The organism is Cupriavidus sp. UBA2010 (assembly GCF_002335265.1).
Classification (GTDB): Bacteria; Pseudomonadota; Gammaproteobacteria; order Burkholderiales; family Burkholderiaceae; genus Cupriavidus; species Cupriavidus metallidurans.
The window spans coordinates 206,761-231,808 of record NZ_DDCI01000012.1 but is presented as its reverse complement, the minus strand read 5'-3'; the positions used below and the strand labels follow the sequence as shown (position 1 = coordinate 231,808).

The following is a 25,048-nucleotide window of genomic DNA, read 5'->3' as shown; positions in this document are numbered from 1 at the left end:
CATCGTGGAAATGTCACACATCAGACATCGTTGTACCGATGCATTTGTGCACCGGACGGCCTACAATCCACCCAAGGCCACGTCATCGTTACCGCCATGAGCACCCTGCCTTCGCAAAATTCGCCTCGCTTCCGGTTTCGCCTGGCCGCGACCTACGACTGGGGCGACATCGCCGCCGTCACGCAACATGCCTACGGGCAATATGAGCTCGAAATCATGGAGGACTGTCGCGCGTCGTTCCAGCGCGGCATGCAGTCCGTGCTGGCCGCCAAGGACAACCCGGACATGGAGTGGTGGGTCGCGGAGACCGACCACGGCATCAGCGGCGCGGTGCTGTTCTGCCACCCCGACGCAACCGTGCCGGCCCTCGACGGCAGCATGGTCACGCTCACGCAGCCCGAGGCGCGGCTGCTATCGGTCAGCCCGCAGGCACGGGGACTTGGACTGGGGCACCGACTGATGCAGATCTGCATCCAGCGTGCGCGCGACATCGGGTCGAAGACGCTGGTCTGCCGCACCATGCCGGAAATGGCTTCCGCCAACCGCCTGTGCCAGCAGATGGGATTCGAGAAACGCACGGAAGCCGGCGCGCGTCACGGTGCCATGGCGCGGCTGATCGACTACGTCTATCCGATCACCGCAGAAGCGGCGGCAACTACAGCGCCGAAGGCCTGACGGCCAACAGCGCGTTTCAGACTTCAGGCGACAAAGCTCAGTCCTGGGCGTCGCCGTTGCGGCGGTAGATCAGTACCGCCGCCTGCGCCACAATCCCCTCCTCCTTTCCTTCGAAGCCCAGTTTTTCGTTGGTCTTCGCCTTCACGTTGCAGCGCGTGACGGGCAGGCCAAGATCTTCCGCGAGATTGGCCACCATGCCGCCGATATGCGGTGCCAGCTTGGGCTTCTGCGCGATGACCGTGGCGTCGACATTGCCGATCTCGTAACCCGCTTCGCGCACGCGGCGGGCCGCCTCACGCAGTAGTACCCGGCTGTCGGCGCCAGCGAAGTTCGGATCGGTATCGGGAAAGTGGCGACCAATATCGCCCAGTGCCGCGGCACCGAACAACGCATCTGTCACGGCGTGCAGCAGCGCGTCGGCATCGGAATGACCAAGCAGTCCGCGGTCGTGCGGAATGTCCACGCCACCGAGGATCAGCTTGCGGCCCGGCACCAGGGCGTGCACGTCATAGCCTTGGCCAATGCGGATATCGAACGGGTTCAATGCGGCTCCTTTGTCTGGATGGATCACGTTTGTCACGTGTTGGAAGTCGGTGTGCCAGTGCGCAACAGTACGTCCGCCAGCGCGAAATCCTCGGGGTACGTCACCTTGAAGTTGCGCAGCGAACCATTGACCAGGCGCGGATGCAGTCCAAGCCGCTCGATCGCGCTCGCCTCGTCGGTCACCACCGCGCCCGCGGCCAGCGCATCCTCCAGCGCATGGCGCAGCACGCCGATTCGGAACATCTGCGGTGTCTGGGCTTGCCACAGCCCTTCGCGCGGCACGGTAGCGCCGATGCGGGCAGCGGCGTCGGCACGCTTGAGCGTGTCCGGCACCGGCACGGCAAGAATGCCGCCGATCGGCTCGCTGGCAGCATCGTCGGACTCGACCGCGCGCACAAGTGTGTCGATCATCGCGGGCGTCAGGCCGGGCCGGGCCGCATCATGCACGAGCACCCAGTCGGTATCCACTGCGCCCATGGTCCCAAGATGATGGAGACCGGCGAGTACCGAGGCATGGCGGGAATCGCCGCCCACGAACGCCGTATCGAAGCGGAGCCCGGCAAAGGCGGCGGCGCCGAAACGGGACTCGAGCGGCATGTCGTCGGGGGCCAGCACCAGGGCAGTGGCGCTGATGGCATCGCAAGCGGAAAAGGCGGCCAGTGCATACCAAAGCATCGGCCGTCCGGCCACGGTCTGGTACTGCTTCTGGATGGGGCCTCCGGCACGACTGCCGGTACCGGCACAGGGAATCAGGGCAAAGCGGCGATCTGACACGGATTTGCGGGAAATGGAATATCGGAAACCGGCCGGCAAACCGGCCGGGGTGCATTCTATAATACGGCCCTCGCCCGCCGCCATCTGGCGCTGCCGATGCAGTGGGCATGAACCATGATCCTCGCCCGTGAACAGCCCGGGCCCCGCCCGTCACAGGGCAACAAGGGGCCCTCGCAAACGCCGGCGGGGTGTTGTCGTTTCAAGCGCCTCTGCTGCCAATGCCTGACAACCACGCCGCTTTTCCGTTCGCCAGCTTCCCCTTGATCAAACCGGGTCTGCGTCATGCCGTCAACGGCCTGACCGGTTCCGCCGACGCGCTCGCGGTTGCCGCCTATGCGCGGCAGCATCGCCGCAGCGCGCCGATGGTGGCCGTCGTCTGCGCCCATGCCGTCGATGCGCAGCGTCTGGCCGAAGAGATCCCCTGGTTCGCCCCGGAACTGCGCGTGCGTCTGCTGCCCGACTGGGAAACCCTGCCGTACGACAGCTTCTCGCCGCACCAGGACCTGGTCTCCGAGCGCCTGGCGACCCTGCACGACATCCAGGGTGGTCAGTGCGACGTGATGCTCGTGCCGGCGTCGACCGCCCTCTATCGGCTGGCGCCACCCGCGTTCCTGGCGGCCTACACGTTCTTCTTCAAGCAGGGGGCCAAGCTCGACGAAGCGGCCTTGAAGGCGCAATTCACGCTGGCCGGCTATGAGCACGTGAGCGCCGTGATGCGCCCCGGCGAATACAGCGTGCGCGGCGGCCTGATTGACCTGTATCCGATGGGGTCGGCCCTGCCGTACCGGATCGACCTGTTCGGCGACGAGATCGAGACCATCCGGGCATTCGATCCCGACTCGCAACGCAGCCTGTATCCGGTCAAGGAAGTCCGCCTGCTGCCCGGCCGCGAGTTCCCGCTCGATGAAACCGCGCGCACCGCCTTCCGGGGCCGCTGGCGCGAACTATTCGAGGGCGACCCGACCAAATCACCGATTTACAAGGACATCGGCAATGGCGTGCCGTCGGCCGGTATCGAGTACTACCTGCCGTTGTTCTTCGAGCAAAGCGCGACGCTGTTCGACTATCTGCCCGAGGGCACCCAGCTTGCCTTCTCGGGCAATGTGGACGAGGCCATTCGCCGCTTCTGGGCCGACACTACCCAGCGCTACAACTTCATGCGTCATGACCGCGAGCGGCCGCTGCTGCCGCCAGCGGACCTGTTCCTGTCGGAAGAACAGTTCTTCGTCGGCGCAAAGCCGCTGGCGCGACTGGTACTGCAGCGCGACGCCGCGCCTGCCGACGCGCCCGCCTTCGCCGGACACCTGCCCGATGTATCGGTCAATCGCCGCGCTGAAGATCCGCTGGTCAACCTGGAATCGCTGCTGCTCAACAAGGCCACGCGTGTGCTGATGTGCGCCGACTCCGCCGGCCGACGCGAGACGCTGTTGCAGTTGTTCGCGGAAAGCGGCTTGCGCCCGATGATCGTTGACGACTTCGCCGCCTTCCTGGCGGGGGATTCGCATTTCTCGATCGCGGTGGCACCGCTGCAGACCGGCTTCGCGCTGCCGTCGGCCCAGATGGCATTCGTAACCGAGGCCGAACTCTACGCCGGCACGGCACGCCGCTCGGGCCGGCGCAAGCAGGAACAGGCGAGTACCGTCGATGCGATGGTGCGCGATCTGGCCGAACTCAAGATCGGCGACCCCGTCGTGCATAGCGAGCATGGCATTGGCCGCTACCAGGGTCTGGTCACGCTGGACATGGGTCAGGGCGACGAGGAATTCCTGCACCTGGACTACGACAAAGGCAGCAAGCTTTATGTGCCCGTGCATCAGTTGCACGTGATTTCGCGCTATTCGGGCGCCGATCCGGAGACGGCCCCGCTGCATTCGCTGGGCACGGGCCAGTGGGACAAGGCCAAACGCCGCGCCGCGCAGCAGATCCGCGATACGGCCGCCGAACTGCTGAACCTGTACGCGCGCCGCGCCCTGCGCGAGGGCTTTGCCTTCCCGTTGCAGCCCAAGGACTACGAGGCGTTTGCCGAGAGCTTCGGCTTCGAGGAAACGCCTGACCAGGCCGCGGCCATCGCCGCCGTGATCGCCGACATGACGTCGGGCAAGCCGATGGACCGGCTGGTCTGCGGCGACGTCGGCTTCGGCAAGACCGAGGTCGCGCTGCGCGCGGCGTTCGTGGCGGTGCTGGGCGGCAAGCAGGTCGCCATGCTCGCGCCAACCACGCTGCTGGCCGAGCAGCATTTCCAGACGCTCTCCGACCGTTTTGCCGAATGGCCGGTGCGTATCGTCGAGTTGTCGCGTTTCAAGACGAAAAAGGAAATCGACGCCGCGATCAAGCAGATCAACGAAGGCACCGTCGATATCGTGATTGGCACGCACAAGCTGCTGTCCGACGAAGTGAAGTTCCAGCGCCTGGGGCTCGTGATCATCGACGAGGAACACCGCTTTGGCGTGCGCCAGAAGGAAGCGCTGAAGACACTGCGCGCCGAAGTCGACGTGCTGACGCTGACCGCCACGCCGATCCCGCGCACGCTGGGCATGGCTCTGGAAGGCCTGCGCGATTTTTCCGTGATCGCCACGGCGCCGCAGAAGCGACTGGCCATCAAGACCTTCGTCCGACGCGAAGAAGACGGCGTGATCCGCGAAGCCATCCTGCGCGAGTTGAAGCGCGGTGGTCAGGTCTACTTCCTGCACAACGAAGTGGAAACGATCGAGAACAAGCGCGCCAAGCTGGCCGAACTGGTGCCGGAAGCCCGTATCGCCGTGGCCCATGGCCAGATGCACGAGCGCGAACTCGAACGCGTGATGCGGGACTTCGTCTCGCGCCGCGACAACATCCTGCTCTGCACGACGATTATCGAAACCGGCATCGACGTGCCGACAGCCAACACCATCCTGATTCATCGCGCCGACAAGTTCGGTCTGGCCCAGCTTCATCAGTTGCGCGGCCGCGTGGGTCGTTCGCACCACCAGGCCTATGCATATCTGCTCGTGCATGATGTCGAGGGGCTGACGCGCCAGGCGCAACGCCGGCTCGAAGCCATCCAGCAGATGGAGGAACTGGGTTCCGGCTTCTATCTGGCCATGCACGATCTGGAAATCCGTGGCGCCGGCGAAGTGCTGGGCGACAAGCAGTCAGGCGAAATCCACGAAATCGGATTCCAGCTTTACACGGACATGCTCAATGCCGCCGTGAAATCGCTGAAGGCCGGCAAGGAGCCGGACCTGATGGCACCGCTGGCCGCCACGACAGAGATCAACCTCGGCACGCCTGCCCTGCTGCCGAATGATTACTGCGCGGATGTCCACGAACGCCTGTCGATCTACAAGCGCCTGGCCAACTGCGAGGCCGGCGAGCGCGTCGACGACATCCAGGAGGAGCTGATTGACCGCTTCGGCCGGCTGCCCTCGCAGGCGCAGGCACTGATCGAGACGCACCGGCTGCGTATCGCCGCGGCGCCGCTGGGCGTGCGCAAGATCGACGCAGGCGAAGCCACGGTCAGCATGCAGTTCGTGCCGAATCCACCGATCGACGCCATCCGCATCATCGACCTCGTACAAAAGAATCGGCATATCAAGCTGGCCGGCCAGGACAAGCTGCGCATCGAGGCAAAGATGCCCGACGTAGCTACCCGCGCGCAAACCATCAAGCACACGCTGCGCCAGTTGGCCTGATGCCGGGCCAGGTGTACGATCAAACCCCCAATGAATCAGACGTTCCAACGCCCCATGCCAGCCCAACCCGACAACCGATCCGCCGCCACCAATGCCCCCGCGCGTGGCAGCGCGCTCGAATGGACCGAGCGCCTGGTATCGATGGATACCACTTCCCGCCATTCGAATCTGGGCCTGATCGAATCCGTGCGCGACCACTTCCTGGCCAAGGGCCTGCGCCCGCATCTGAGCTACAACCCGCAGGGCGACAAGGCCAACCTGTTCGTGACGATTCCCGCAGCCGATGGCGCCACCAATGGCGGCATCGTGCTGTCCGGGCACACGGACGTGGTGCCCGTCGACGGGCAGAACTGGAGCACCGACCCGTTCAAGCCGGTGGTACGCGACGGCAAGCTCTACGGTCGCGGCACCTGTGACATGAAGGGGTTCATCGGCACGAGCCTGGCGCTGCTGCCGACCATCCTTGATGCCAGGCTGCGCGAGCCGGTCCACTACGCGCTGTCGTTCGACGAAGAGATCGGCTGCATGGGCGCCCCGTACCTGCTGGCCGAGCTGCGTGACCGTGGCGTGCGCCCTTCGGGCTGCATCGTCGGCGAGCCGACCAGCATGCGCGTGATCGTGGCGCACAAGGGCATCAATGCCTACCGGTGCTGCGTTAAGGGCCAGGCAGCGCACTCGTCGCTGACCCCGAAGGGCGTCAATGCGATCGAGTACGCCGCGCGCCTGATCTGTTTCATTCGCGATATCGCCGACGAGTTCAAGGCCAATGGCCCTTACGATCAGGCCTTCGATGTGCCGTTTACGACCGCTTCGACCGGCACGATCCAGGGCGGCATCGCGCTGAACACCATTCCCGCCGAGTGCGAATTCGTCTTCGAATTTCGGAATCTTCCTGGCGTGGATCCGGAAGCGATCCTGGCGCGCATCCAGGCCCACGCGAACGATGTGTTGTTGCCGAAGATGCGCAACGAGCATCCGGATGCTGGCATGGCTATCAGCAAGATCGCCGCCGCGCCTTCGCTCGATGCCGCCGAGACCGATGCCATCACCCAGCTCGTGCGCGCGCTGACCGCCGACCGCGATACCAACAAGGTGGCCTACGGCACCGAGGCTGGCCTGTTCCAGCGCGCGGGCATTCCGGCCGTGGTGTGCGGCCCCGGCGATATCCAGCAGGCGCACAAGCCCGACGAGTTCGTCTCGCTGGATCAGCTCACCGCGTGCGAGAGCTTTCTGCACAAGGTGGTGGATAGCCTGCGCGTCGCCTGATTCAGCCCCGGGAAAGCGGGGTCAAGAATAGGGTCACAAGCGTCGGCCCGCAAAAAGAAAAACCCGCGGCACCGGGAGGTGCAGCGGGTTAAGTTTCCATTCCGGAAACGGGTAGACAAGTCATGAAGAGCGCCCCCGCATCTCCATGACGGTTTGAATAGTAGCCACCGAATCGCCCCCTCGGCTTGACGCAAGTCAAGCGCCAGACAATGGCGAAGCTGGTGTCACAGATTCGTACAATCCCCCTCCTACCTGCCCGCTTCAGGGCCTGACGGTGTCGCCCAGCACCACACCCTCGCGCCGTGGATCGGTACCGCCTTCCAGCCGGTCGACATCCCCCGTCCGGGTACGCAGTATCGTGTTCACGCCACTTGGCTGGGCCCGTAGCGAGATGCGGTGGCCAAGTGCCTTGAGTCCCTGGACCAGCGGGTCGCTGGCGCCGTCGTTCGTCGTGTTGATATGCGGATGCTCGCCACCAAGCGTCGTAACTGGGCTGTTACTGGCGCCGAAGTCGACCAGACCGGCCGACTGCTGTGCGTCGAGCCCCCAGTCGAGCACCCCGACCAGCGTCTTTACCACGTACTGCGGTATCGCCCCGCCGCCCGGCGAACCGGTCGCCATCAGGAAATCTCCGATCGAGCCATCCGCGCCCTTGCGGAATACCAGCGTCGGCGCCATCGAACTGCGCGGACGCTTGCCCGGCTCCACGCGATTGGCGACGGACTGGCCTCTGGCGTCCACCGGCGTCGCGCTGAAATCGGTCAACTGGTTGTTGAGCAGGAATCCGTGGGTCATATGGAACGACCCCATGCTGGCTTCGACCGATGTGGTGGCGCTGACCGCATTCCCCTGCGCGTCGACGATCGAAAAATGGTTCGTTCCATGTTCCGTCTGCGGCACAACGCCCAGCAGCGCGCCGCCCAGGTTACCGGCCACGGCGGTGCCCATGGAGCGATGCGGATCAATCAGCGCCGCTCGTCCACGCAGGTATCGTTTGCCCAGCAACGCATCCGCGCTACAACCCGGCAGCGGCACGAAATCGGGGTCGGCCACGTACTTGTCACGATCCGCATAGGCCAGCCGCTCGGCTTCGCTGACGAGGTGCACACCCTGTACGGTTGGCTTGCCGCCTTCCCCGTCGATGGCGGTCGGTCCGAATTCGGCCAGATCGAAGCGCTCCAGAATCCCCATCACGGATGCCACCGTGATACCGCCGGCGGGTGGCGGCGCGCCGCAGATCCAAAACGCGCGGTAGGCCATGCAGACCGGTTCGTGCCGCTTCACCGTGTAAGCCGCCAGATCGACCAATGTCGTCTTGCCCGGCGTGATGGGTCGGCCGTCGGCGCCCGTCGTGGCCGCAATTGACGCCACGATGCCTTCCGCGATCGGCCCCGTATAGAACGCATCGGCACCCTGGCTCGCCAGGGCCTGCAGCGTCCGCGCGTAGGCGGGATTCCTGAGAACCGTACCGATTGCCTTCGGCTTGCCATCGGCATCGAGAAAGTACGCACGCGCCTCGGCATCGCGCTTGAGGCCATTGGCATTCGTGGCAATCGCCTGCGCCAGTCGCCCGCCGATCGGGAAGCCGTTCGTCGCCAATGTCACGGCATCGTCGAACAGCCCCGGCCAGGGCAGCTTGCCATGCTCCCGCTGCACGCGCTCGATCAGTCGGGGCACGCCGGGTGTGCCAATGGAGCGGCCGCTGGATCGAAGATCGGGCTTTGGCGAACGCCGGTCCCTGGCATCGTCGACGTGAAGCAGATAGTGCGCGCCAGCCGATGCCGGCGCCGTCTCCCGGCCATCGTAGGCCTGCACGGTCCGCGTTGTGGCGTCGTAATAGAGCAGGAAGCCGCCTGAACCCAGTCCGGTGGCCTCCGGCACCGTGAGCCCCAGCACCGCCTGCACCGCCACGGCGGCGTCCGCGGCGGTGCCACCCCGACTGAGCACCGCGCAACCCGCCGCACTGGCGTACGCGTTGGAGGTCGACACCATATACGACCGGGCATGGATCGGCTGCATTCCCTTGCGGTAGCCGCTGGCGGGCTCCGGCGCGGCGGGATCGCCCGGCAGGTTCGAGCCGACCACCACGGTGCCGCCATCATCGGCAAGCACCTGGCAGGTGCCTTCGGCGCGTATCGACGTAGGTGGCGTAGGTGGCGCCGATGGCAGCGCAACGCTAGAACAGCCCCCGACGAGCAGCCCGCCTGCGAAAATCAGCCCGAAACGATGACGGGTTCGCACAGGATCGGAAAATTGACGGAATTGGCGATGTAGCACTTCTCGTGCGCCACGTGATGCAGGTGTTCGGCCTTGGCCGCGTCATCACCGGCGCGGATGGTGACCTGCGGGCGCAGCACGATCTCGGTGAATTTGGCCGGCGAAGTTCTGTCGGTCATCGTGCCTTCGGCCTGATCGACATATGCCAGTACGGCGATGCCGGCGTCGGCGCACAGGTGCAGGTACCAGAGCTTGTGGCAGGCCGACACCGATGCCAGCAGCAGTTCCTCAGGGTTCCAGCGGCTGGGGTCGCCCAGGAACGCGGGATCGGAGGAACCCGGAATCTCGGGCTTGTTGCCAGACCGGATCACGTGTTCGCGTCCGTAAGCGCGGTATCCCGACGTTCCGGTGCCGCGGTTGCCGGTCCATTCGACCGTAGTCTGGTACTTGTGCTCGCCGTGAGCCATGGAATTGCTCCTGATGTGGGAGAAAAGCTGCAAGGAGCCACCATTGTGGCGAAAAAAAGGGACCTCCGCAGAGGTCCCTTGATCAACCCGGCCAGACTGTCCGGGTTGGAGATCGGTCGAAGCAGTCGGCGCGTCTCAATGCACCATTCGCCCGAACGTGAACTCGCCGTCCACGTAGTCCACCGGCACGACATCCTTCGCGGCAAACCGGCCTTCCAGGATGGCCTTGGCCACCGGATTCTCGATCTGCTGCTGGATCGCGCGCTTGAGCGGCCGGGCTCCGAACACCGGGTCGTAGCCCGCGCTGGCGATCTTCTCCAGCGCCCGTTCGCTCACGTCCAGCGTCATGTCCATGCGCGCCAGACGGACCTGCAGGCGCTTGAGCTGGATCTTGGCGATCGACTCGATATTCTTCTGGTCGAGCGCATGGAACACCACGACTTCGTCGATCCGGTTCAGGAACTCGGGCCGGAAATGCGTGCGTACCTCCTGCCATACCGCGCCCTTCACCGCCTCCTGCGGTTCGCCCGCCATCGACTGGATGATGTGCGAACCCAGGTTCGACGTCATCACGATCACCGTGTTCTTGAAGTCGACGGTACGGCCCTGGCCGTCGGTCAGACGACCATCGTCCAGCACCTGCAGCAGCACGTTGAACACGTCCGGGTGCGCCTTCTCGACTTCGTCGAGCAGGATCACCGCGTACGGCTTGCGACGCACCGCCTCGGTCAGGTAACCGCCTTCGTCATAGCCCACGTAGCCCGGAGGCGCGCCGATCAGCCGGCTCACGCTGTGCTTCTCCATGAATTCGCTCATGTCGATGCGGATCAGGTGCTCCTCCGAATCGAACAGGAACTCGGACAGCGCCTTGCACAACTCGGTCTTGCCCACGCCCGTCGGCCCGAGGAACAGGAACGAGCCATACGGCTTGTTCTCGTCCGACAGACCGGCACGCGAACGGCGGATCGCATCGGACACCAGCCGCACGGCCTCGTCCTGACCCACCACACGCTGGTGCAGGCGATCTTCCATCTTGAGCAGCTTCTCGCGCTCGCCCTGCATCATCTTGGCCACCGGAATACCCGTGGCGCGGCTGACGACCTCGGCGATTTCCTCGGCGCCGACCTGCGTGCGCAGCAGCTTGTTCTGCTGTTTCTGCTCGCTGGCCTCGGCCTTGGTTGCCGCCTGCAGCTTGCCCTCGAGTTCCGGCAGCTTGCCGTACTGGAGTTCAGCCACCTTGTCGAGCTTGCCTTCGCGCTGCAGTCGGGTGATATCGAGCTTGATCTTCTCGATCTCCTCCTTCAGCGCGGCCGCACCCTGGGCGGCGCCCTTCTCGGCGCGCCAGATCTCATCCAGGTCAGCGTATTCCTTCTCGAGCCGGATGATTTCCTGCTCGATCAGTTCCAGACGCTTGCGCGATGCCTCGTCGGTTTCCTTCTTGACCGCCTCGCGCTCGATCTTGAGCTGGATCGTGCGACGCTCGAGCTTGTCCATCGCCTCGGGCTTCGAGTCGATTTCCATCTTGATCCGCGCGGCAGCCTCGTCGATCAGGTCGATGGCCTTGTCCGGCAGGAACCGGTCGGTGATGTAGCGGTGCGACAGCTCGGCCGCGGCCACGATAGCCGGGTCGGTGATCTCCACCTTGTGGTGCAGTTCGTACTTCTCCTGCAGGCCACGCAGAATGGCGATCGTTGCCTCGACGCTGGGTTCATCCACAAGCACCTTCTGGAAGCGGCGCTCCAGCGCGGCATCCTTCTCGATGTACTTGCGGTATTCGTTCAGCGTGGTCGCGCCGATGCAATGCAGTTCACCGCGCGCCAGCGCCGGCTTGAGCATGTTGCCCGCGTCGATCGCACCTTCGGCCTTGCCCGCGCCCACCATCGTGTGAATCTCGTCGATGAAGACGATGGTCTGGCCTTCATCCTTGGCCACGTCATTGAGCACTGCCTTCAGGCGTTCCTCGAACTCGCCGCGATACTTGGCGCCGGCCAGCAGCCCGGCCATGTCGAGCACGAGCACGCGCTTGTTCTTGAGCGTCTCCGGCACTTCGCCGTTGACGATGCGCTGTGCCAGCCCTTCGACGATGGCGGTCTTGCCCACGCCGGGCTCACCGATCAGCACGGGGTTGTTCTTGGTACGGCGCTGCAGGATCTGGATCGCGCGACGGATTTCGTCGTCGCGGCCAATCACGGGGTCCAGCTTGCCGGCGCGCGCGCGCTCGGTCAGATCGACCGTGTACTTCTTGAGCGCCTCGCGCTGCGACTCGGCGTCGGCGCTATTGACGGTATCACCGCCGCGCACGGCCGTGATCGCGGCCTCGAGCGACTTGCGCAACAAGCCGTTCTCGCGGGCGATCCGCCCCGTCTCGCCTTTGTCGTCGGACACGGCGAGCAGGAACAGTTCACTGGCGATGAACTGGTCGTTGCGCTTGATCGCTTCCTTTTCGGTGGCATTCAGCAGGTTGTTCAGGTCGCGGCCCACCTGGACCTCGTTCGTGCCCTGAACCTGCGGCAGGCGATGGATCGCCGCATCGAGCGCGCTCTGCAGGCCGCCCACGTTCACGCCAGCACGCGACAGCAGCGTACGGGCTGCCCCATCGTCCTGCGCGAGCAACGCACGCAGCAGATGCTGGGGTTCGATGTATTGATTGTCATTACCCAGCGCCAGACTTTGCGCTTCTGCCAGCGCTTCCTGGAACCGGGTAGTCAGTTTGTCAATTCGCATTAGGAGCCCTCTCTCTCTAGGAAAGTGTGTCCTGATGCGAGGCCCGCGGCGGCTTTGGCTGCCGCCACATATGCCCAGCCGGACACGTTACTTCCGAAAGATAGGGCTTGGGAATGACATTTCAAGACATCGGCGATACACCCGTCATACATCGACCAAATTTCGGCCAAGTGCATGACGGGTAACGCGTATCGCCGGGCCTGGCGGCCACGTCTCAGTTGGGCACGTCCACGGTCGAGCCGGTGACCGTGATCGCGTCGCCGGCCGCGGGTGTGGCAGCGATCGGCGGCACGTTCGACGGCTGGATCCGGGGGCCGACCGTGTCGGTATCGGCACCCCCGCGCGGCGTGGTGCGCACCACCTGCGACGGCGGCAGCGGCGTACCGTCGCGCAGGTTGGCGTAGACCGCATCGAGCGCCCGGTTCACGTAGACGTGCATCGGGATATAGCGCTTGGCATACCCGGGAATCACATCAATAAACCCGTCGAAATGCTGGCCGTTGGTCACCTCGATGTACGAGAGCCGACTGCTGGCGCCCTCGACGTGCTTGTTCAGCCCGAGATATGGCCGCGACGTGTGGTTCACCGGCAGGAGGCCATCGCTGCGGCCCTGCACGATGACCGACGGTCGGCCGCCAAGGTTGCCCGTGCGATAGGTCTGGCCGATACCGGTCATCAGCGCCGGGTTTCGGGTGTCCAGCAGGCCACGCAGGCAGAGCGCGCCGTCGACATTGCCGTCCGCCAGCTTGGTCGAGGGCGATATCGACGCGAAGTCACGCATCGCCCCGGACGGGTTGGCATCGTTCATCAGCGTCACCGCCGTAGTGGGCGGAATGCCATTGCCAGTCGAGAACAGCCCTGCCAGCGCGGCCGCCGGGGCCGTGACGGGATTGGCCTGCGGCGGGCTGCCCGGCGAGGAAAAACTGTAGTGGCAGAGCCGGTCCGTCACGCTGGCGCGCGCATAGGCATTGGCATAGGTCACCGAAATGGAACTGCCGACCTCCAGCGCCGAAAGCGACGCGAACAGGTCATCCGACTCGGGCTCCCAGCCGGCGCGGTGCAACGCATCCAGCGCGGAGGTTGCCTGGGCGGACGTGCTGCCTCCGGCAATCTTCTTCTTGGCAGCCAGTGACGCACATCGGTTGAGCGCGGCCTGTCCGGCCGTTTTGGCGAATGGCGCATTGCCCAGGCTGGCATCCTGGCTGGCGCAGAGCTGGTACAGGTTGGCAATCGTCGTGTAATCGTAAAGATGCTTGCCCGACGCCGCCACCGGCACGCCGCCGCGCTTGACGACCACGCCTGCCGTCGGTGGCAAGTTCACATTCGGCTCCCCGACGGCCACGCCGTCGATCAACCCGCCGGTGTCCTGTTCCGCCGCTGCAATGGCCGCCCCGCCACCATTCGAGATGGCCGACGCGATCACCAGCACATTGGCTGGCGTGAACGTCGCCTGCCGCGTGCCATCGGTATTGGTCCTGCCGAACTTGTCGTTGACCGCCCACAGCGTGAACTGGATCGCCTGCAACGTGTTGGCGCCCCAGTTCGCCTCCGGGTTCTGTTGCGAGTGCGCGTGCTTGAACGCAAGCCGGTGCGGGGTACTGGCATTGAAGCCCGCCAGCGTTTGAGAGGCACTGGGCTGTGCCGCGAACTGGGCCTGCGTGCCGGCACCGGCCCGGGCCTGCCGGGTGCCGTCGATCAGCGGCACGGTGTCGCTACCCAGGTCATGCGGTGCCGCGCCGGTCCCCTTGTCCGTATAGGCCACCGCGCAGTTGTGCTTGAGCCCCCACTCGCCCACGGCGATTCCGCCATAGACACCACGCGAGCCGGACGAAGTGGCGGAAATGATGCAGGGATGCTTCACATCGAACCCATCCGGAACCTGGGCCATGACTGTCACGTTTTGCCGGCCCGAGCCGTCATCGGCAAATGCGATGTACTCGGTACCCGGGACCTTGCCCTGGCCGGTGGTCACGTTCCCCTTGGCGTCGACATTGGGGCCGTAGAGCGAGCCATAGCCGCCCGCGGCCTGGACATCCACGATCGCGCGGTAGTTGGCCCAGATCGCGTTACGGCGCAACTCCGCGGCCGTCGGCGCATTCGGATTGGCAAACGCCGGCGCTGCGGCCGCCAGTCCGTCCTTGCCCAGCCCCGCTGTCAGCAGGTCATCCGTGTTGCCATCGTAGGATTTGACCCCGATGGGGCTGGATATGAATGCCGGCTTGACGTTGGGACCGGCGTTCCCGCCGCCCCCATTTGTGCCGAACCCGCCGCACGCAGCAACGCCAAGCGTGGCGACGGCGATAGCGATCGTGTTTCGGCGGTGCGCACGCCGGGTGCCATGGCCGTGCGATTGGGCGGACTGCGAGAGGTGGCGCTGCTGCATGGGTATGTCTCCTTGTTGTTATCGGCGGGATGGCGCGAACGCCGTCCCGTCCAGGACTCGGTGAGACAACTGCAAACTGCCAAACAGGGGGAAATGCGGAGTGGCGCGGACCGCGGTGAGGCGCCAGGAGAGCGGCTTCATGCGAAGCCGCGCGCACCCGGCGATCCGGCCCGGCAATGTTATACGGTCTTGCGCCGCAGGAGGATAGCCGGGCGGTACGTAGTGTTACCTAAGGTCTACCCCGAGGAGCCTGTACAGAGCCCAAGGCGCACGGCATCAGGCCAGCGCCCGGTACGACCAGATGCCGAACGCGGTCAGCAGGAGCGATCCACCCAGATGCATCGCGAGGTGGAGCATGGCCCAGCGATAGTCACCAGCCATCAGATTGGCGATGACTTCGCTTGAGAACGTCGAAAACGTGGTCAGGCCGCCGAGGAACCCCGTGACGGCCAGCAGGCGCCACTCTGGCGGCAAAGATGGGTGGGTTTCGAAGAACGCGACGGCCAGGCCGATCAGGTAGCCTCCGACCAGGTTCGACGCCAGCGTGCCATATGGCAGTGCCGGATTGATGGCGTTCCACGTGACCGAGAAAAACCAGCGCAGCCAGGCGCCAACGGCGGCACCAACGCCGACCGCCACGAAACCCATCGGGCCCATCATTCTTCCTTGTTATTGGCGGGATCCGCGTTGAACGATTCGATACCCCAGCGGCGCAGCGCGGCATCGTCCGAGACCCGCGCGTCGACCCAGCGCGCGCCTTCCGGCGTGTCTTCCTTCTTCCAGAACGGTGCCTCGGACTTCAGGTAGTCCATGATGAACTCGCACGCCGCAAACGCGGCGCCACGGTGGGCCGAGGACACGGCAACCAGCACGATCTGGTCCAGCGGCTGCAGCAGGCCCACGCGATGCACGATGGTCACGCCAAGCAGCGGCCAGCGTTCGCGCGCCGCCGCTTCGATCGTCTCCAGCGCCTTCTCGGTCATGCCGGGATAGTGCTCGAGCTCCATCGTACTGACGCGCGTGCCTTCGCTGACATCGCGCACCGTCCCGATGAAGCTGGCCACCGCCCCCACGCCCGGATTGCCGGCGCGCAGCGCCACCACTTCCGCGCCGAGATCGAAATCCTCGTGCTGAACGCGTACCGCCATCTCAGCCTCCGGTCACGGGAGGAAAGAAGGCCACCTCGCAGCCATCGGCCAACTGGGTGTCGGCACGTGCCACGGCATGGTCCACGGCCATGCGCAGCGCGCGGCCATCGGCCAAAGCCTCGGTCCAGGCGCCGCCGCGTCCGCGCAGCCATGCGCGCAGGTCGCCAACCGTGCGGACCTCGGCGGGCACCTCGGCGCGTTCGGCGCCCTGCCCCACCTGTTCGCGCACGCTGGCGAAGTATCGGAGTTCTAGTTGCATGATCAGGCCAGCAAACTGGCAAATGGAATGAACTGCACAACGTCGCCGCGCTGGATGGTCTGGTTCGGCGGATTGTCGATCAGGCCATCGCCCCACACGGTGGACGTCAGCACGCCTGAGCTCTGGTTCGGAAACAGATCGAGGCCGCCCGCATCGTTGACGCGCGCACGCAGAAATTCGTTGCGGCGGTCGCCGCGCGGCAGATCGAAATCCGCACGCAGCGGCAGACGACGCGGCGTCACATCCGCGACGCCCTGCAAACGCAGGATAAACGGGCGCACGAACAGCAGGAACGTAACGAAGCTCGACACGGGATTTCCCGGCAGGCCCAGGAAAAACGCGGGCAGCTCGGTGCCGTTGGCCACCTGCCCGAAGGCCAGCGGCTTGCCCGGCTTGATCGCGATCTGCCAGAGGTCCAGCCGACCTTCCGCTGTAACGGCCGGACGGATATGGTCTTCTTCGCCTACCGATACGCCGCCCGACGTGATGATCAGGTCGTTGCCCTCCGCGGCGCGGCGCAACGTATCGCGCGTGGCCGCCAGCGTGTCCGGGACGATACCGAAGTCGGTCACTTCGCAGCCGAGGTTCTCCAGCAGACCGCGCAGCGTGAACCGGTTCGAGTTGTAGATCGCGCCGGGCTTGAGCGGCTCGCCGGGCATCGCCAGTTCGTCGCCGGTAAAGAACACGGCCACGCGCACGCGGCGGACCACGTCGAGCTTTGCCTGTCCCACCGACGCGGCCAGGCCCAGCGCCTGCGGCGACAGGCGTGTGCCGGCGGGCAGGATCTCGCTGCCGGCCTCGATATCCTCGCCAGCACGGCGAATCCACTCGCCCGATGCCGGTACATGATTGACGATCACCGCGTCGCCATCGGCCTGGCACTGCTCCTGCATCACCACCGCATCGGCGCCGGGCGGAATCAGGCCGCCGGTAAAGATGCGCGCCGCGGTACCCGGGGCCAGTTCGGTGCCCACGTGGCCCGCCGGTATCCGTTGCGAGACTGGCAGCCGCGTGCCCGGCTCCGGCACATCGGCGGCACGCATCACGTAGCCGTCCATCGACGTGTTATCGGCAGGCGGCACGCGCAACGCGCTGGTGACCCCGGCCGCCAGCACCCGGCCGTTGGCCTGCAGCGTATCGACAGTTTCAGAATCGGTGATCGGGCGAACGCCGGCCATCAGGGCATCGAGCGCCTGGGCCATCGTCAGCATCGGAGGGCGCGCAGCAGTCTGGGTCATGGGATGCGTATGGGATTCAGGTTGGCTCCAAATGAAACAGCCCCCGGGCCGGGAAGCCTGGGGGCCGTGGCAGCGGAGCCCGGCAAACCCGATTGTAGCGAGTTGGCGCCGGACCGGCCGATCCTGCTGTGATAAGGGCTATTCGCCCTTCGATCACAAACCGGTGTGCTGGGCGATATACGCCTTCACGCGGTCCGCGTCGGCCGGCATCACCTCGAAGCGTTGCGGCAGCTTCTCGATACCGTCGAACGCAGCCGGACGCTCCGGTTCATGACCCAAAGCCTCGTGGATGGTTTCGGAGAACTTGGCCGGCAGCGCGGTTTCCAGTACCACCATTGGCACGCCCGGCTGCAGGTGCTCACGCGCCACCTTTACGCCATCGGCGGTATGGGTGTCGATCGTCACGCCATAGCGTTGGTTCACGTCTCGGATCGTCGCCAGACGGTCCTGGTGCGAGCTGCGGCCGGACACAAAGCCAAACTGGCCGATGCGCGCGAAGTCCGGCGTGCCGGCCAGATCGAAGCCACCCTTGGTGTCGACGTCGCGGAACAGCGCCACCAGCTTGTCGGCGTCCTGACCCAGCAGATCGAACACGAAACGCTCGAAGTTCGATGCCTTCGAGATGTCCATGCTCGGGCTCGACGTGTGGTACGTCTGGGCCGAGGTCCGCACGCGATACGTGCCGGTGCGGAAGAACTCGTCCAGCACGTCGTTCTCGTTGGTGGCCACCACGAGCTTGTCGATCGGCAGGCCCATCATGCGCGCGATGTGACCAGCGCAGACGTTGCCGAAGTTGCCCGACGGCACGCAGAACGACACCTTCTGTCCCGGACCGCTGGTCGCCAGCATCCAGCCCTTGAAGTAGTACACGACCTGGGCGACCACACGGGCCCAGTTGATCGAGTTGACCGTGCCAATGCGCTGGCGCGCCTTGAACGCATGATCGTTCGAGACGGCCTTGACGATGTCCTGCGCGTCGTCGAACACGCCTTCGATCGCGATATTGAAGATGTTTGGATCCTGCAGGCTGAACATCTGGGCGGTCTGGAACGCGCTCATCTTGCGGTGCGGGCTCAGCATGAACACGCGAATGCCTTCCTTGCCGCGCATCGCGTATTCGGCCGCGCTGCCGGTATCGCCGGAAGTCGCGCCAAGGATGTTCAGCTTCAGGCCTGCGCGCTTGAGCGCGTACTCGAACAGGTTGCCCAGCAACTGCATCGCCATGTCCTTGAAGGCCAGCGTCGGGCCGTTGGACAGGCCCAGCAGTTGCAGCTTCGTGCCGCCCTCTTCGCCCAGTGTGCGCAACGGCGTAATGTCGGCGGTGTTGTCGCCGGCCCGCGCGTTGCAGTACACGTCCGCCGTGTAGGTCTTGCGCGTCAGCGCGCGCAGGTCCTCGGCGGGGATGTCGTCACAGAAGCGCGACAGCACCTCGAACGCCAGGTCGGCGTACGGGAGCTTGCGCCAGGCTTCGAGTTCCTCGGCCGTGATCTGCGGGTACTGCTTGGGCAGGTACAAGCCGCCATCGGGCGCCAGGCCACCGAGCAGGATCTCGGAGAACGATTGCGGCACGTCATGGCCGCGCGTCGACTGGTAATTCATGAGGCGAGTCAGGTCCGTCTGTCAGCTATCAGTTCAGTTCTTCCATGCGCAGGCGCGTGACCGGCGACAGCACGGTCTGGAGCGCTTCGATGCTGCGAATGGCGGCATTGACGTGCTTCTCGCGCGTCAGGTGCGTCAGGATGATGATGTCGGTCTGCGGTTCGCCTTCGCGCGATTCCTTCTGCAGCATCGCGTCGATGCTGATGCCGGCTTCGGCCAGGATGCGCGTGATCTCGGCAAGCACGCCGGTCTCGTCCGACACACGCATGCGCAAGTAGTACGAACTGGTGACTTCGTCGATCGGCAGCACGGGCACGTTCGACAGCTCGTCCGGCTGGAATGCCAGGTGCGGTACGCGGTGGTTCGGATCGGCGGTGTGCAGGCGGGTCACGTCGACCAGATCGGCAATCACGGCCGAGGCGGTCGGCTCGGCGCCGGCGCCCTTGCCGTAGTACAGCGTGGCGCCCACGGCATCGCCCTGCACCAGCACGGCGTTCATCGCGCCTTCCACGTTGGCGATCAGGCGCGAGGCCGGCACCAGCGTCGGGTGCACGCGCAGCTCCACGCCTTCGTCGCGGCGGCGGGTGATACCAAGCAGCTTGATGCGATAGCCCAGTTCCTCTGCGTACTTGATATCGATGGCCGACAGCTTGGTGATGCCTTCCACGTGGGCGCGGTCGAACTGCACCGGCATCCCGAATGCGATCGCGCTCATCAGCGTGACCTTGTGCGCGGCGTCGACGCCTTCGATGTCGAAGGTCGGATCGGCCTCGGCGTAGCCCAGTTGCTGCGCTTCCTTGAGCACGGTATCGAAATCCAGACCCTTGTCGCGCATCTCGGACAGGATGAAGTTCGTCGTGCCGTTGATGATGCCGGCGATCCACTGGATGCGGTTCGCGGTCAGGCCTTCGCGCAGCGCCTTGATGATGGGAATGCCGCCTGCCACTGCCGCCTCGAAGGCGACGATCACGCCCTTCTTGCGAGCGGCTTCGAAAATCTCGTTGCCATGCACGGCCAGCAGCGCCTTGTTGGCGGTGACCACGTGCTTGCCGTTCTCGATCGCCTTGAGCACCAGCTCGCGGGCGATGCCGTAGCCGCCGATCAGCTCGATGACGATGTCGATGTCCGGACGCGTCACCACGTCGTTCGCATCGCTGACGACGTCCACCGTCCCACCGGTCAGCTCGCGGGCGCGCTCGGTGTTAAGGTCAGCCACCACCGCAATCTCGATGCCGCGGCCTGCGCGGCGACGAATTTCCTCCTGATTGCGCTTGAGCACGTTGAACGTGCCGCTACCGACGGTACCGATGCCGAGAAGGCCGACTTTGATGGGATTCATGAACGTCTGACTCTGGTTTGCTTGATTCTGAAATGGGGACGTCCGGCGGCTCAGGCCGTACCGTGACGTTTGCGATAGCTTTCAAGGAAGCGGCCGACGCGGGTGATGGCCTCGCGCAGGTCTTCCTCGTGTGGCAGGAACACGATCCGGAAATGGTCCGGCGCGCCCCAGTTGAAGCCGGTACCCTGCACCAGCAGCACCTTCGATTCCTGCAGCAGTTCGTAAATGAACTCCTGATCGTCCTGGATCGGGTACATGGACAGGTCGAGCTTCGGGAACAGGTACAGCGCCGCCTTGGGCTTGACGCACGTAACGCCCGGAATCTTGGTAATCAGCTCATAGGCCAGATCGCGCTGGCGGCGCAGGCGGCCGCCTTCGGTCACGAGGTCGTTGATGCTCTGATACCCGCCCAGCGCCGTCTGGATCGCCCACTGGCCCGGCACATTGGCGCACAGGCGCATCGACGAGAGCATGTTCAGCCCTTCGATATAGTCGAGCGCGGGACGCTTGTCGCCCGACACCACCATCCAGCCCGCGCGGTAGCCGCACGAACGGTAGTTCTTAGACAGGCCGTTGAAGGTCACGGTCAGCACGTCCGTGGACAGCGAGCCGATCGACGTATGCGTATTGCCGTCGTACAGGACCTTGTCGTAGATCTCGTCGGCGAAGATGATCAGGCCGTGCTCGCGCGCGATGGCCACGATCTCCTTCAGCAGTTCGTCCGAATACAGTGCCCCGGTGGGGTTGTTCGGGTTGATGATGACGATGCCGCGCGTGTTCGGGGTGATCTTGCGGCGGATATCGTCGAGATCCGGCATCCACTCGTTGGCCTCGTCGCACACATAGTGCACCGGCGTGCCGCCGGACAAGCTCACCGCGGCCGTCCACAGCGGGTAGTCGGGCGCCGGCACCAGCATTTCGTCGCCGCTGTTGAGCAGCGCGTTCATCGCCATCACGATCAGCTCGGACGCGCCGTTGCCCACATAGATGTCGTCCAGCCCCACGCCCTGGATCTTCTTTTCCTGGGTGTAGTGCATGATCGCCTTGCGTGCGGCGAAGATGCCCTTGGAGTCCGAATAACCCGCCGAATTGGGCAGGTTGCGCATCATGTCCTGCTGGATCTCCTCCGGCGCGTCGAAGCCGAACACCGCCAGGTTGCCGATGTTCAGCTTGATGATCTTGTGCCCCTCTTCCTCCATTTGCTTGGCCTTTTCCAGCACCGGGCCGCGGATGTCATAGCAAACGTTCTGGAGCTTGTGCGATTTCTGGATGGGTTTCACGGCGGTGTTGGCGATGTCAGGGCAAGCTGCCGGTCTCTGGCGGCAGCGGAATCTGGGAATCTCTGGATTGTCCTGCGCGTCTGGCGGCGCGTCCGCAATGAGGCTCGCGAGGCGTGGCAGACCTGGAGGCAAAAGCTATAAGATATCGGATTATGACAGACTTCGGCACGGATTCTTGCATTGCGGCGAGCGTTTTGCCCTCCCGCGCGCACGATCCTGCCACCAACCCGTCGCCAGTCTCCCGCTACGGCCCCCCTTCTGCACCGGGTGGCTCGCCGGACACATCCCGACGGCATGAGGCCCCCACTTGAAACTCCACGCCGACCAACCCCAGAGCCTCAATACCGTGACCGGCTACGGTCCCGGCTATATAGAAATCAATGCGATCCGGCACGAAACGGCGGTGCTCGTGATGCCCGAAGGCAGCGTCGAACCATGGCCGGTCAGCCGTTTCGAGGACCTGGAACCCGCCCATTTCGAAGCCTTGCTGCAAAAATCGCCCGAAGTCGTGCTGCTGGGCACCGGCAGCACGCTGCGCTTTCCCCACCCGCGCCTGACCGCCGCCCTCTCCCGCCTGCATATCGGCGTGGATGCAATGGACTTGCAGGCCGCATGCCGCACCTACAATATCCTCATGGCCGAGGGCCGCAAGGTTGCGGCGGTGCTGCTGGTGGAGCCGGCTGCCTGACTGGCCGGCGCACGGCATCAGGCAGCCTGACGTGCCAGCGCGTGCCACCGGGGCCCGGGATTCCCGCCGGGTTCGGTTTACGCCACGCTTGAAGTCCGTAGAACTGCCCCAATCTGCACTCGCCATGGCCGCAAAGCCCGAGACCGACATCGGGCTGCCGCCGTCACCGATGATGCACGCCATCCCAGGAGAGCCAACAGCATGACCGTCAGTCTCAACAAGGCCATTCCCGACTTCCAGGCCCCCGCCACCGGTGGGGACTTCCGCCTTGCCGACCAGCGCGGCAAGACCACGGTGCTGTACTTCTACCCGAAGGACAACACGCCGGGTTGCACAACGGAGGCGATGAACTTCCGCGACCAGTACGAAGATTTCGAGAAGGCTGGCGCCGCGGTTTACGGCATCTCTCGCGACAGCATGAAGTCGCACGAGAACTTCAAGGCCAAGCTGGAGTTGCCGTTCGAACTGATCTCGGACGCCGACGAGGCGATCTGCCAGCTCTTCGATGTCATCAAGATGAAAAAGATGTATGGCAAGGACGTGCGCGGCATCGAGCGCAGTACGTTCATCCTCGATGCCAAGGGTGTCCTGCGCCACGAGATGCGCGGCATCAAGGTGCCGAATCACGTGGACGAAGTGCTGGAGATCGTCAAGGGGATGTGACCGGAGGCATCCTCGCGACAGTGATGCAACAGTGACGCAACGATGCGTTTTCGCCTGATTGCCAAACCGGAATCGTTCGGGTAGATTGGGTCGTAATGCGTTCAGATCCCAGTTGCCACGCTGCCGTATCGGTCCAGCCCAGCAGGCTCAGTCCCCGGGCTGGTAGCGGACCTGCCGCGTCGCGGGTCCGCAAGCAAGCCGCCATCCCTGTCCACCAGGTCTGGCGGCTTTTTTGTTTGTCCACGCCCTCAACCTCACTCTACGGTTTTCCGGTTTTCTGCCGTTCGTTGGCGTTGACGCGCCAGCCATTCCGCCCCCGTCTGTTCCCCTGAAAGGAAAGCCAAGCATGCCGCTGCCTACCATGCCCGCCAAGCCTGCCCAACTGCTGGACCCGAGCGAGTTCGCCCCGGTCACACTGCCCAAGGCCAAAGTCGCGCAGGGTAAGAAACCTGTGCCGGCCCTCGAGCGTGTGGCATTGCTCGAGACCGGCGACACCAATGCGCCTGCCACCGCGCGCGCTGGCAGCACCACCCGGGCCAAGACCACCGATACCCCGGCATCTACCAAGGCTCCGGCCGCGACGCCAGCCGTCAGCCTGGTCCAGCCCGCCGCCAGTCCCACGCGCCGCGCGCGCAAGGCCACCGGCCCGAGCAAGCTGTTCGTCCTCGACACCAACGTGCTGATGCACGATCCGTCGTCGCTGTTCCGCTTCGAAGAGCATGACATCTATCTGCCGATGATGACGCTCGAGGAACTGGACAACCACAAGAAAGGCATGAGCGAAGTCGCGCGTAACGCGCGCACGGTCAGCCGTACGCTGGACCAGCTCGTGGGAGGCACCGACGGTGTGCTCGACGAAGGGCTGCCGCTGGCCAGGCTCGGCAATCGTGACGCCCAGGGCAAGCTGTTCTTCCAGACGCGCCTGAACGACATCAAGCTGCCAGAAGGCCTGCCGCAAGGCAAGGCGGACAACCAGATCCTTGCGGTGGTGAGCGCCCTGCAGCAGCAGTACCCGGACCGCCAGGTCGTGCTGGTGTCGAAAGACATCAACATGCGCATCAAGGCGCGCGCCCTGGGCCTGCCCGCCGAGGACTACTTCAACGACCAGGTCCTAGAAGACAAGGACCTGCTCTACTCGGGCGTGCTTCAGTTGCCCAACGATTTCTGGGCCAAGCACGGCAAGGGCGTGGAAAGCTGGCAGGACCCGAAGTCGGGCACGATGTTCTATCGCCTGACCGGGCCGCTGGTGCCGTCGTTCCTGGTCAACCAGTTCGTCTACCTGGAGCCGATGGACGGCAGCCTGCCGCTCTACGCGCAGGTCAAGGAGATCAACGGCAAGACCGCCCTGCTGCAGACGCTGAAGGACTACACCCACAACAAGAACAATGTGTGGAGCGTGGTGGCCCGCAATCGCGAGCAGAACTTCGCGCTGAACCTGCTGATGAGCGCGGACGTGGACTTCGTCACGCTGCTCGGCCAGGCCGGCACCGGCAAGACGCTGTTGGCGCTTGCAGCCGGCCTCGAACAGGTGCTGGACCAGAAACTCTACAACGAGATCATCGTCACGCGCGCCACCGTGCCCGTGGGCGAGGATATCGGATTCCTGCCCGGCACCGAGGAAGAGAAGATGCAGCCCTGGATGGGCGCGTTCGACGACAACCTCGAGGTACTGCAGAAGAGCGACGACAGCGCGGGCGAGTGGGGCCGCGCCGCCACGCAGGAGTTGATCCGTTCGCGCATCAAGGTCAAGAGCATGAACTTCATGCGCGGCCGCACCTTCGTGAACAAGTTCGTGATCATCGACGAGGCGCAGAACCTGACGCCGAAGCAGATGAAAACACTGGTCACGCGGGCGGGCCCTGGCACGAAGATCGTCTGTCTGGGCAACATCGCGCAGATCGACACGCCTTACCTGACCGAAGGTTCGTCCGGCCTGACGTACGTGGTGGACCGATTCAAGGGCTGGAGCCACAGCGGTCATGTAACGCTGGCGCGCGGGGAACGCTCGCGCCTGGCCGACCACGCCGCTGACGTACTGTAGGATCGGAGCTTGCAACGCCAAGCCCGCGGCTCTGGCCATCCAGACCGCGGGCGGCACGCTGCCGGGCGTGGCA

Annotated in this window: 19 protein-coding genes; 6 read left to right on the top strand and 13 right to left on the bottom strand. The window is 64.8% G+C overall.

Features of this window, described 5'->3' with window-relative positions; genetic code table 11:
- The first annotated feature begins 96 nt into the window (after positions 1 to 96).
- Positions 97 to 675, top strand: a complete 579-nt coding sequence (locus B2246_RS08455) for a GNAT family N-acetyltransferase (protein ID WP_008651555.1) — start codon at positions 97 to 99, stop codon at positions 673 to 675.
- A 37-nt stretch (positions 676 to 712) separates the two neighbouring features.
- On the opposite strand, the gene ispF is transcribed toward B2246_RS08455, so the two are convergent.
- Positions 713 to 1,219, bottom strand: a complete 507-nt coding sequence (gene ispF / locus B2246_RS08450; RefSeq protein ID WP_008651554.1) for a 2-C-methyl-D-erythritol 2,4-cyclodiphosphate synthase — start codon at positions 1,217 to 1,219, stop codon at positions 713 to 715.
- A gap of 32 nt (positions 1,220 to 1,251) precedes the next feature.
- Positions 1,252 to 2,076: a 2-C-methyl-D-erythritol 4-phosphate cytidylyltransferase gene (gene ispD / locus B2246_RS08445; protein ID WP_008651553.1), complete on the bottom strand. Its 825-nt coding sequence runs from the start codon at positions 2,074 to 2,076 to the stop codon at positions 1,252 to 1,254.
- A 134-nt stretch (positions 2,077 to 2,210) separates the two neighbouring features.
- Here ispD and mfd point away from each other — a divergent pair, with 134 nt between their 5' ends.
- Both mfd and argE read left to right on the top strand, forming a co-directional pair.
- Positions 2,211 to 5,663 carry a transcription-repair coupling factor gene (gene mfd, locus B2246_RS08440; RefSeq protein WP_008651552.1) on the top strand — a complete coding sequence of 1,151 codons (3,453 nt, stop codon included), beginning with the start codon at positions 2,211 to 2,213 and terminating at the stop codon, positions 5,661 to 5,663.
- Between the two features lie 54 nt (positions 5,664 to 5,717).
- Entirely contained in the window at positions 5,718 to 6,929 is a 1,212-nt protein-coding gene (argE, locus tag B2246_RS08435; protein WP_193750070.1) for an acetylornithine deacetylase, read from the top strand.
- A gap of 261 nt (positions 6,930 to 7,190) precedes the next feature.
- On the opposite strand, the gene B2246_RS08430 is transcribed toward argE, so the two are convergent.
- The 11 genes from B2246_RS08430 to B2246_RS08380 form a co-directional block, all read right to left on the bottom strand.
- Entirely contained in the window at positions 7,191 to 9,146 is a 1,956-nt protein-coding gene (locus B2246_RS08430) for a gamma-glutamyltransferase family protein (RefSeq protein WP_411860084.1), read from the bottom strand.
- Complete coding sequence (locus tag B2246_RS08425; RefSeq protein ID WP_008645439.1) at positions 9,143 to 9,613, bottom strand: OsmC family protein; 471 nt, start codon at positions 9,611 to 9,613, stop codon at positions 9,143 to 9,145. Before B2246_RS08425 ends, B2246_RS08430 begins: the two co-directional genes overlap by 4 nt.
- A gap of 135 nt (positions 9,614 to 9,748) precedes the next feature.
- Positions 9,749 to 12,337 carry an ATP-dependent chaperone ClpB gene (clpB, locus tag B2246_RS08420; protein ID WP_008645437.1) on the bottom strand — a complete coding sequence of 863 codons (2,589 nt, stop codon included), beginning with the start codon at positions 12,335 to 12,337 and terminating at the stop codon, positions 9,749 to 9,751.
- Between the two features lie 214 nt (positions 12,338 to 12,551).
- Complete coding sequence (locus B2246_RS08415) at positions 12,552 to 14,720, bottom strand: D-(-)-3-hydroxybutyrate oligomer hydrolase (protein WP_008645436.1); 2,169 nt, start codon at positions 14,718 to 14,720, stop codon at positions 12,552 to 12,554.
- Positions 14,721 to 14,996: 276 nt separating this feature from the next.
- The gene (gene crcB, locus B2246_RS08410) at positions 14,997 to 15,377 is read right to left on the bottom strand and encodes a fluoride efflux transporter CrcB (RefSeq protein ID WP_008645434.1); all 381 of its coding nucleotides are present in this window, start codon (positions 15,375 to 15,377) and stop codon (positions 14,997 to 14,999) included.
- Positions 15,377 to 15,868: a molybdopterin synthase catalytic subunit MoaE gene (moaE, locus tag B2246_RS08405; RefSeq protein ID WP_008645431.1), complete on the bottom strand. Its 492-nt coding sequence runs from the start codon at positions 15,866 to 15,868 to the stop codon at positions 15,377 to 15,379. The genes crcB and moaE overlap by 1 nt, the downstream gene beginning before the upstream one ends.
- 1 nt (position 15,869) lies before the next feature.
- Entirely contained in the window at positions 15,870 to 16,127 is a 258-nt protein-coding gene (gene moaD / locus B2246_RS08400; protein WP_286882046.1) for a molybdopterin converting factor subunit 1, read from the bottom strand.
- A gap of 2 nt (positions 16,128 to 16,129) precedes the next feature.
- Positions 16,130 to 17,365 carry a gephyrin-like molybdotransferase Glp gene (gene glp, locus B2246_RS08395; protein ID WP_186425039.1) on the bottom strand — a complete coding sequence of 412 codons (1,236 nt, stop codon included), beginning with the start codon at positions 17,363 to 17,365 and terminating at the stop codon, positions 16,130 to 16,132.
- Positions 17,366 to 17,518: 153 nt separating this feature from the next.
- Complete coding sequence (gene thrC, locus B2246_RS08390; protein ID WP_008650685.1) at positions 17,519 to 18,964, bottom strand: threonine synthase; 1,446 nt, start codon at positions 18,962 to 18,964, stop codon at positions 17,519 to 17,521.
- Between the two features lie 28 nt (positions 18,965 to 18,992).
- Complete coding sequence (locus tag B2246_RS08385) at positions 18,993 to 20,303, bottom strand: homoserine dehydrogenase (protein WP_035882579.1); 1,311 nt, start codon at positions 20,301 to 20,303, stop codon at positions 18,993 to 18,995.
- Between the two features lie 50 nt (positions 20,304 to 20,353).
- Positions 20,354 to 21,583: a pyridoxal phosphate-dependent aminotransferase gene (locus tag B2246_RS08380; protein WP_008650683.1), complete on the bottom strand. Its 1,230-nt coding sequence runs from the start codon at positions 21,581 to 21,583 to the stop codon at positions 20,354 to 20,356.
- Positions 21,584 to 21,890: 307 nt separating this feature from the next.
- Between B2246_RS08380 and B2246_RS08375 the strand changes: the two genes are divergently transcribed.
- The 3 genes from B2246_RS08375 (at position 21,891) to B2246_RS08365 (ending at position 24,975) form a co-directional block, all read left to right on the top strand.
- Positions 21,891 to 22,271, top strand: coding sequence for an Mth938-like domain-containing protein (locus tag B2246_RS08375; protein WP_008650682.1), 381 nt, complete (start codon positions 21,891 to 21,893; stop codon positions 22,269 to 22,271).
- 201 nt (positions 22,272 to 22,472) lie between these two features.
- Complete coding sequence (locus tag B2246_RS08370; protein WP_008650681.1) at positions 22,473 to 22,934, top strand: peroxiredoxin; 462 nt, start codon at positions 22,473 to 22,475, stop codon at positions 22,932 to 22,934.
- A gap of 346 nt (positions 22,935 to 23,280) precedes the next feature.
- Positions 23,281 to 24,975, top strand: a complete 1,695-nt coding sequence (locus B2246_RS08365; protein ID WP_035882577.1) for a PhoH family protein — start codon at positions 23,281 to 23,283, stop codon at positions 24,973 to 24,975.
- The last annotated feature ends 73 nt before the right edge of the window (positions 24,976 to 25,048 follow it).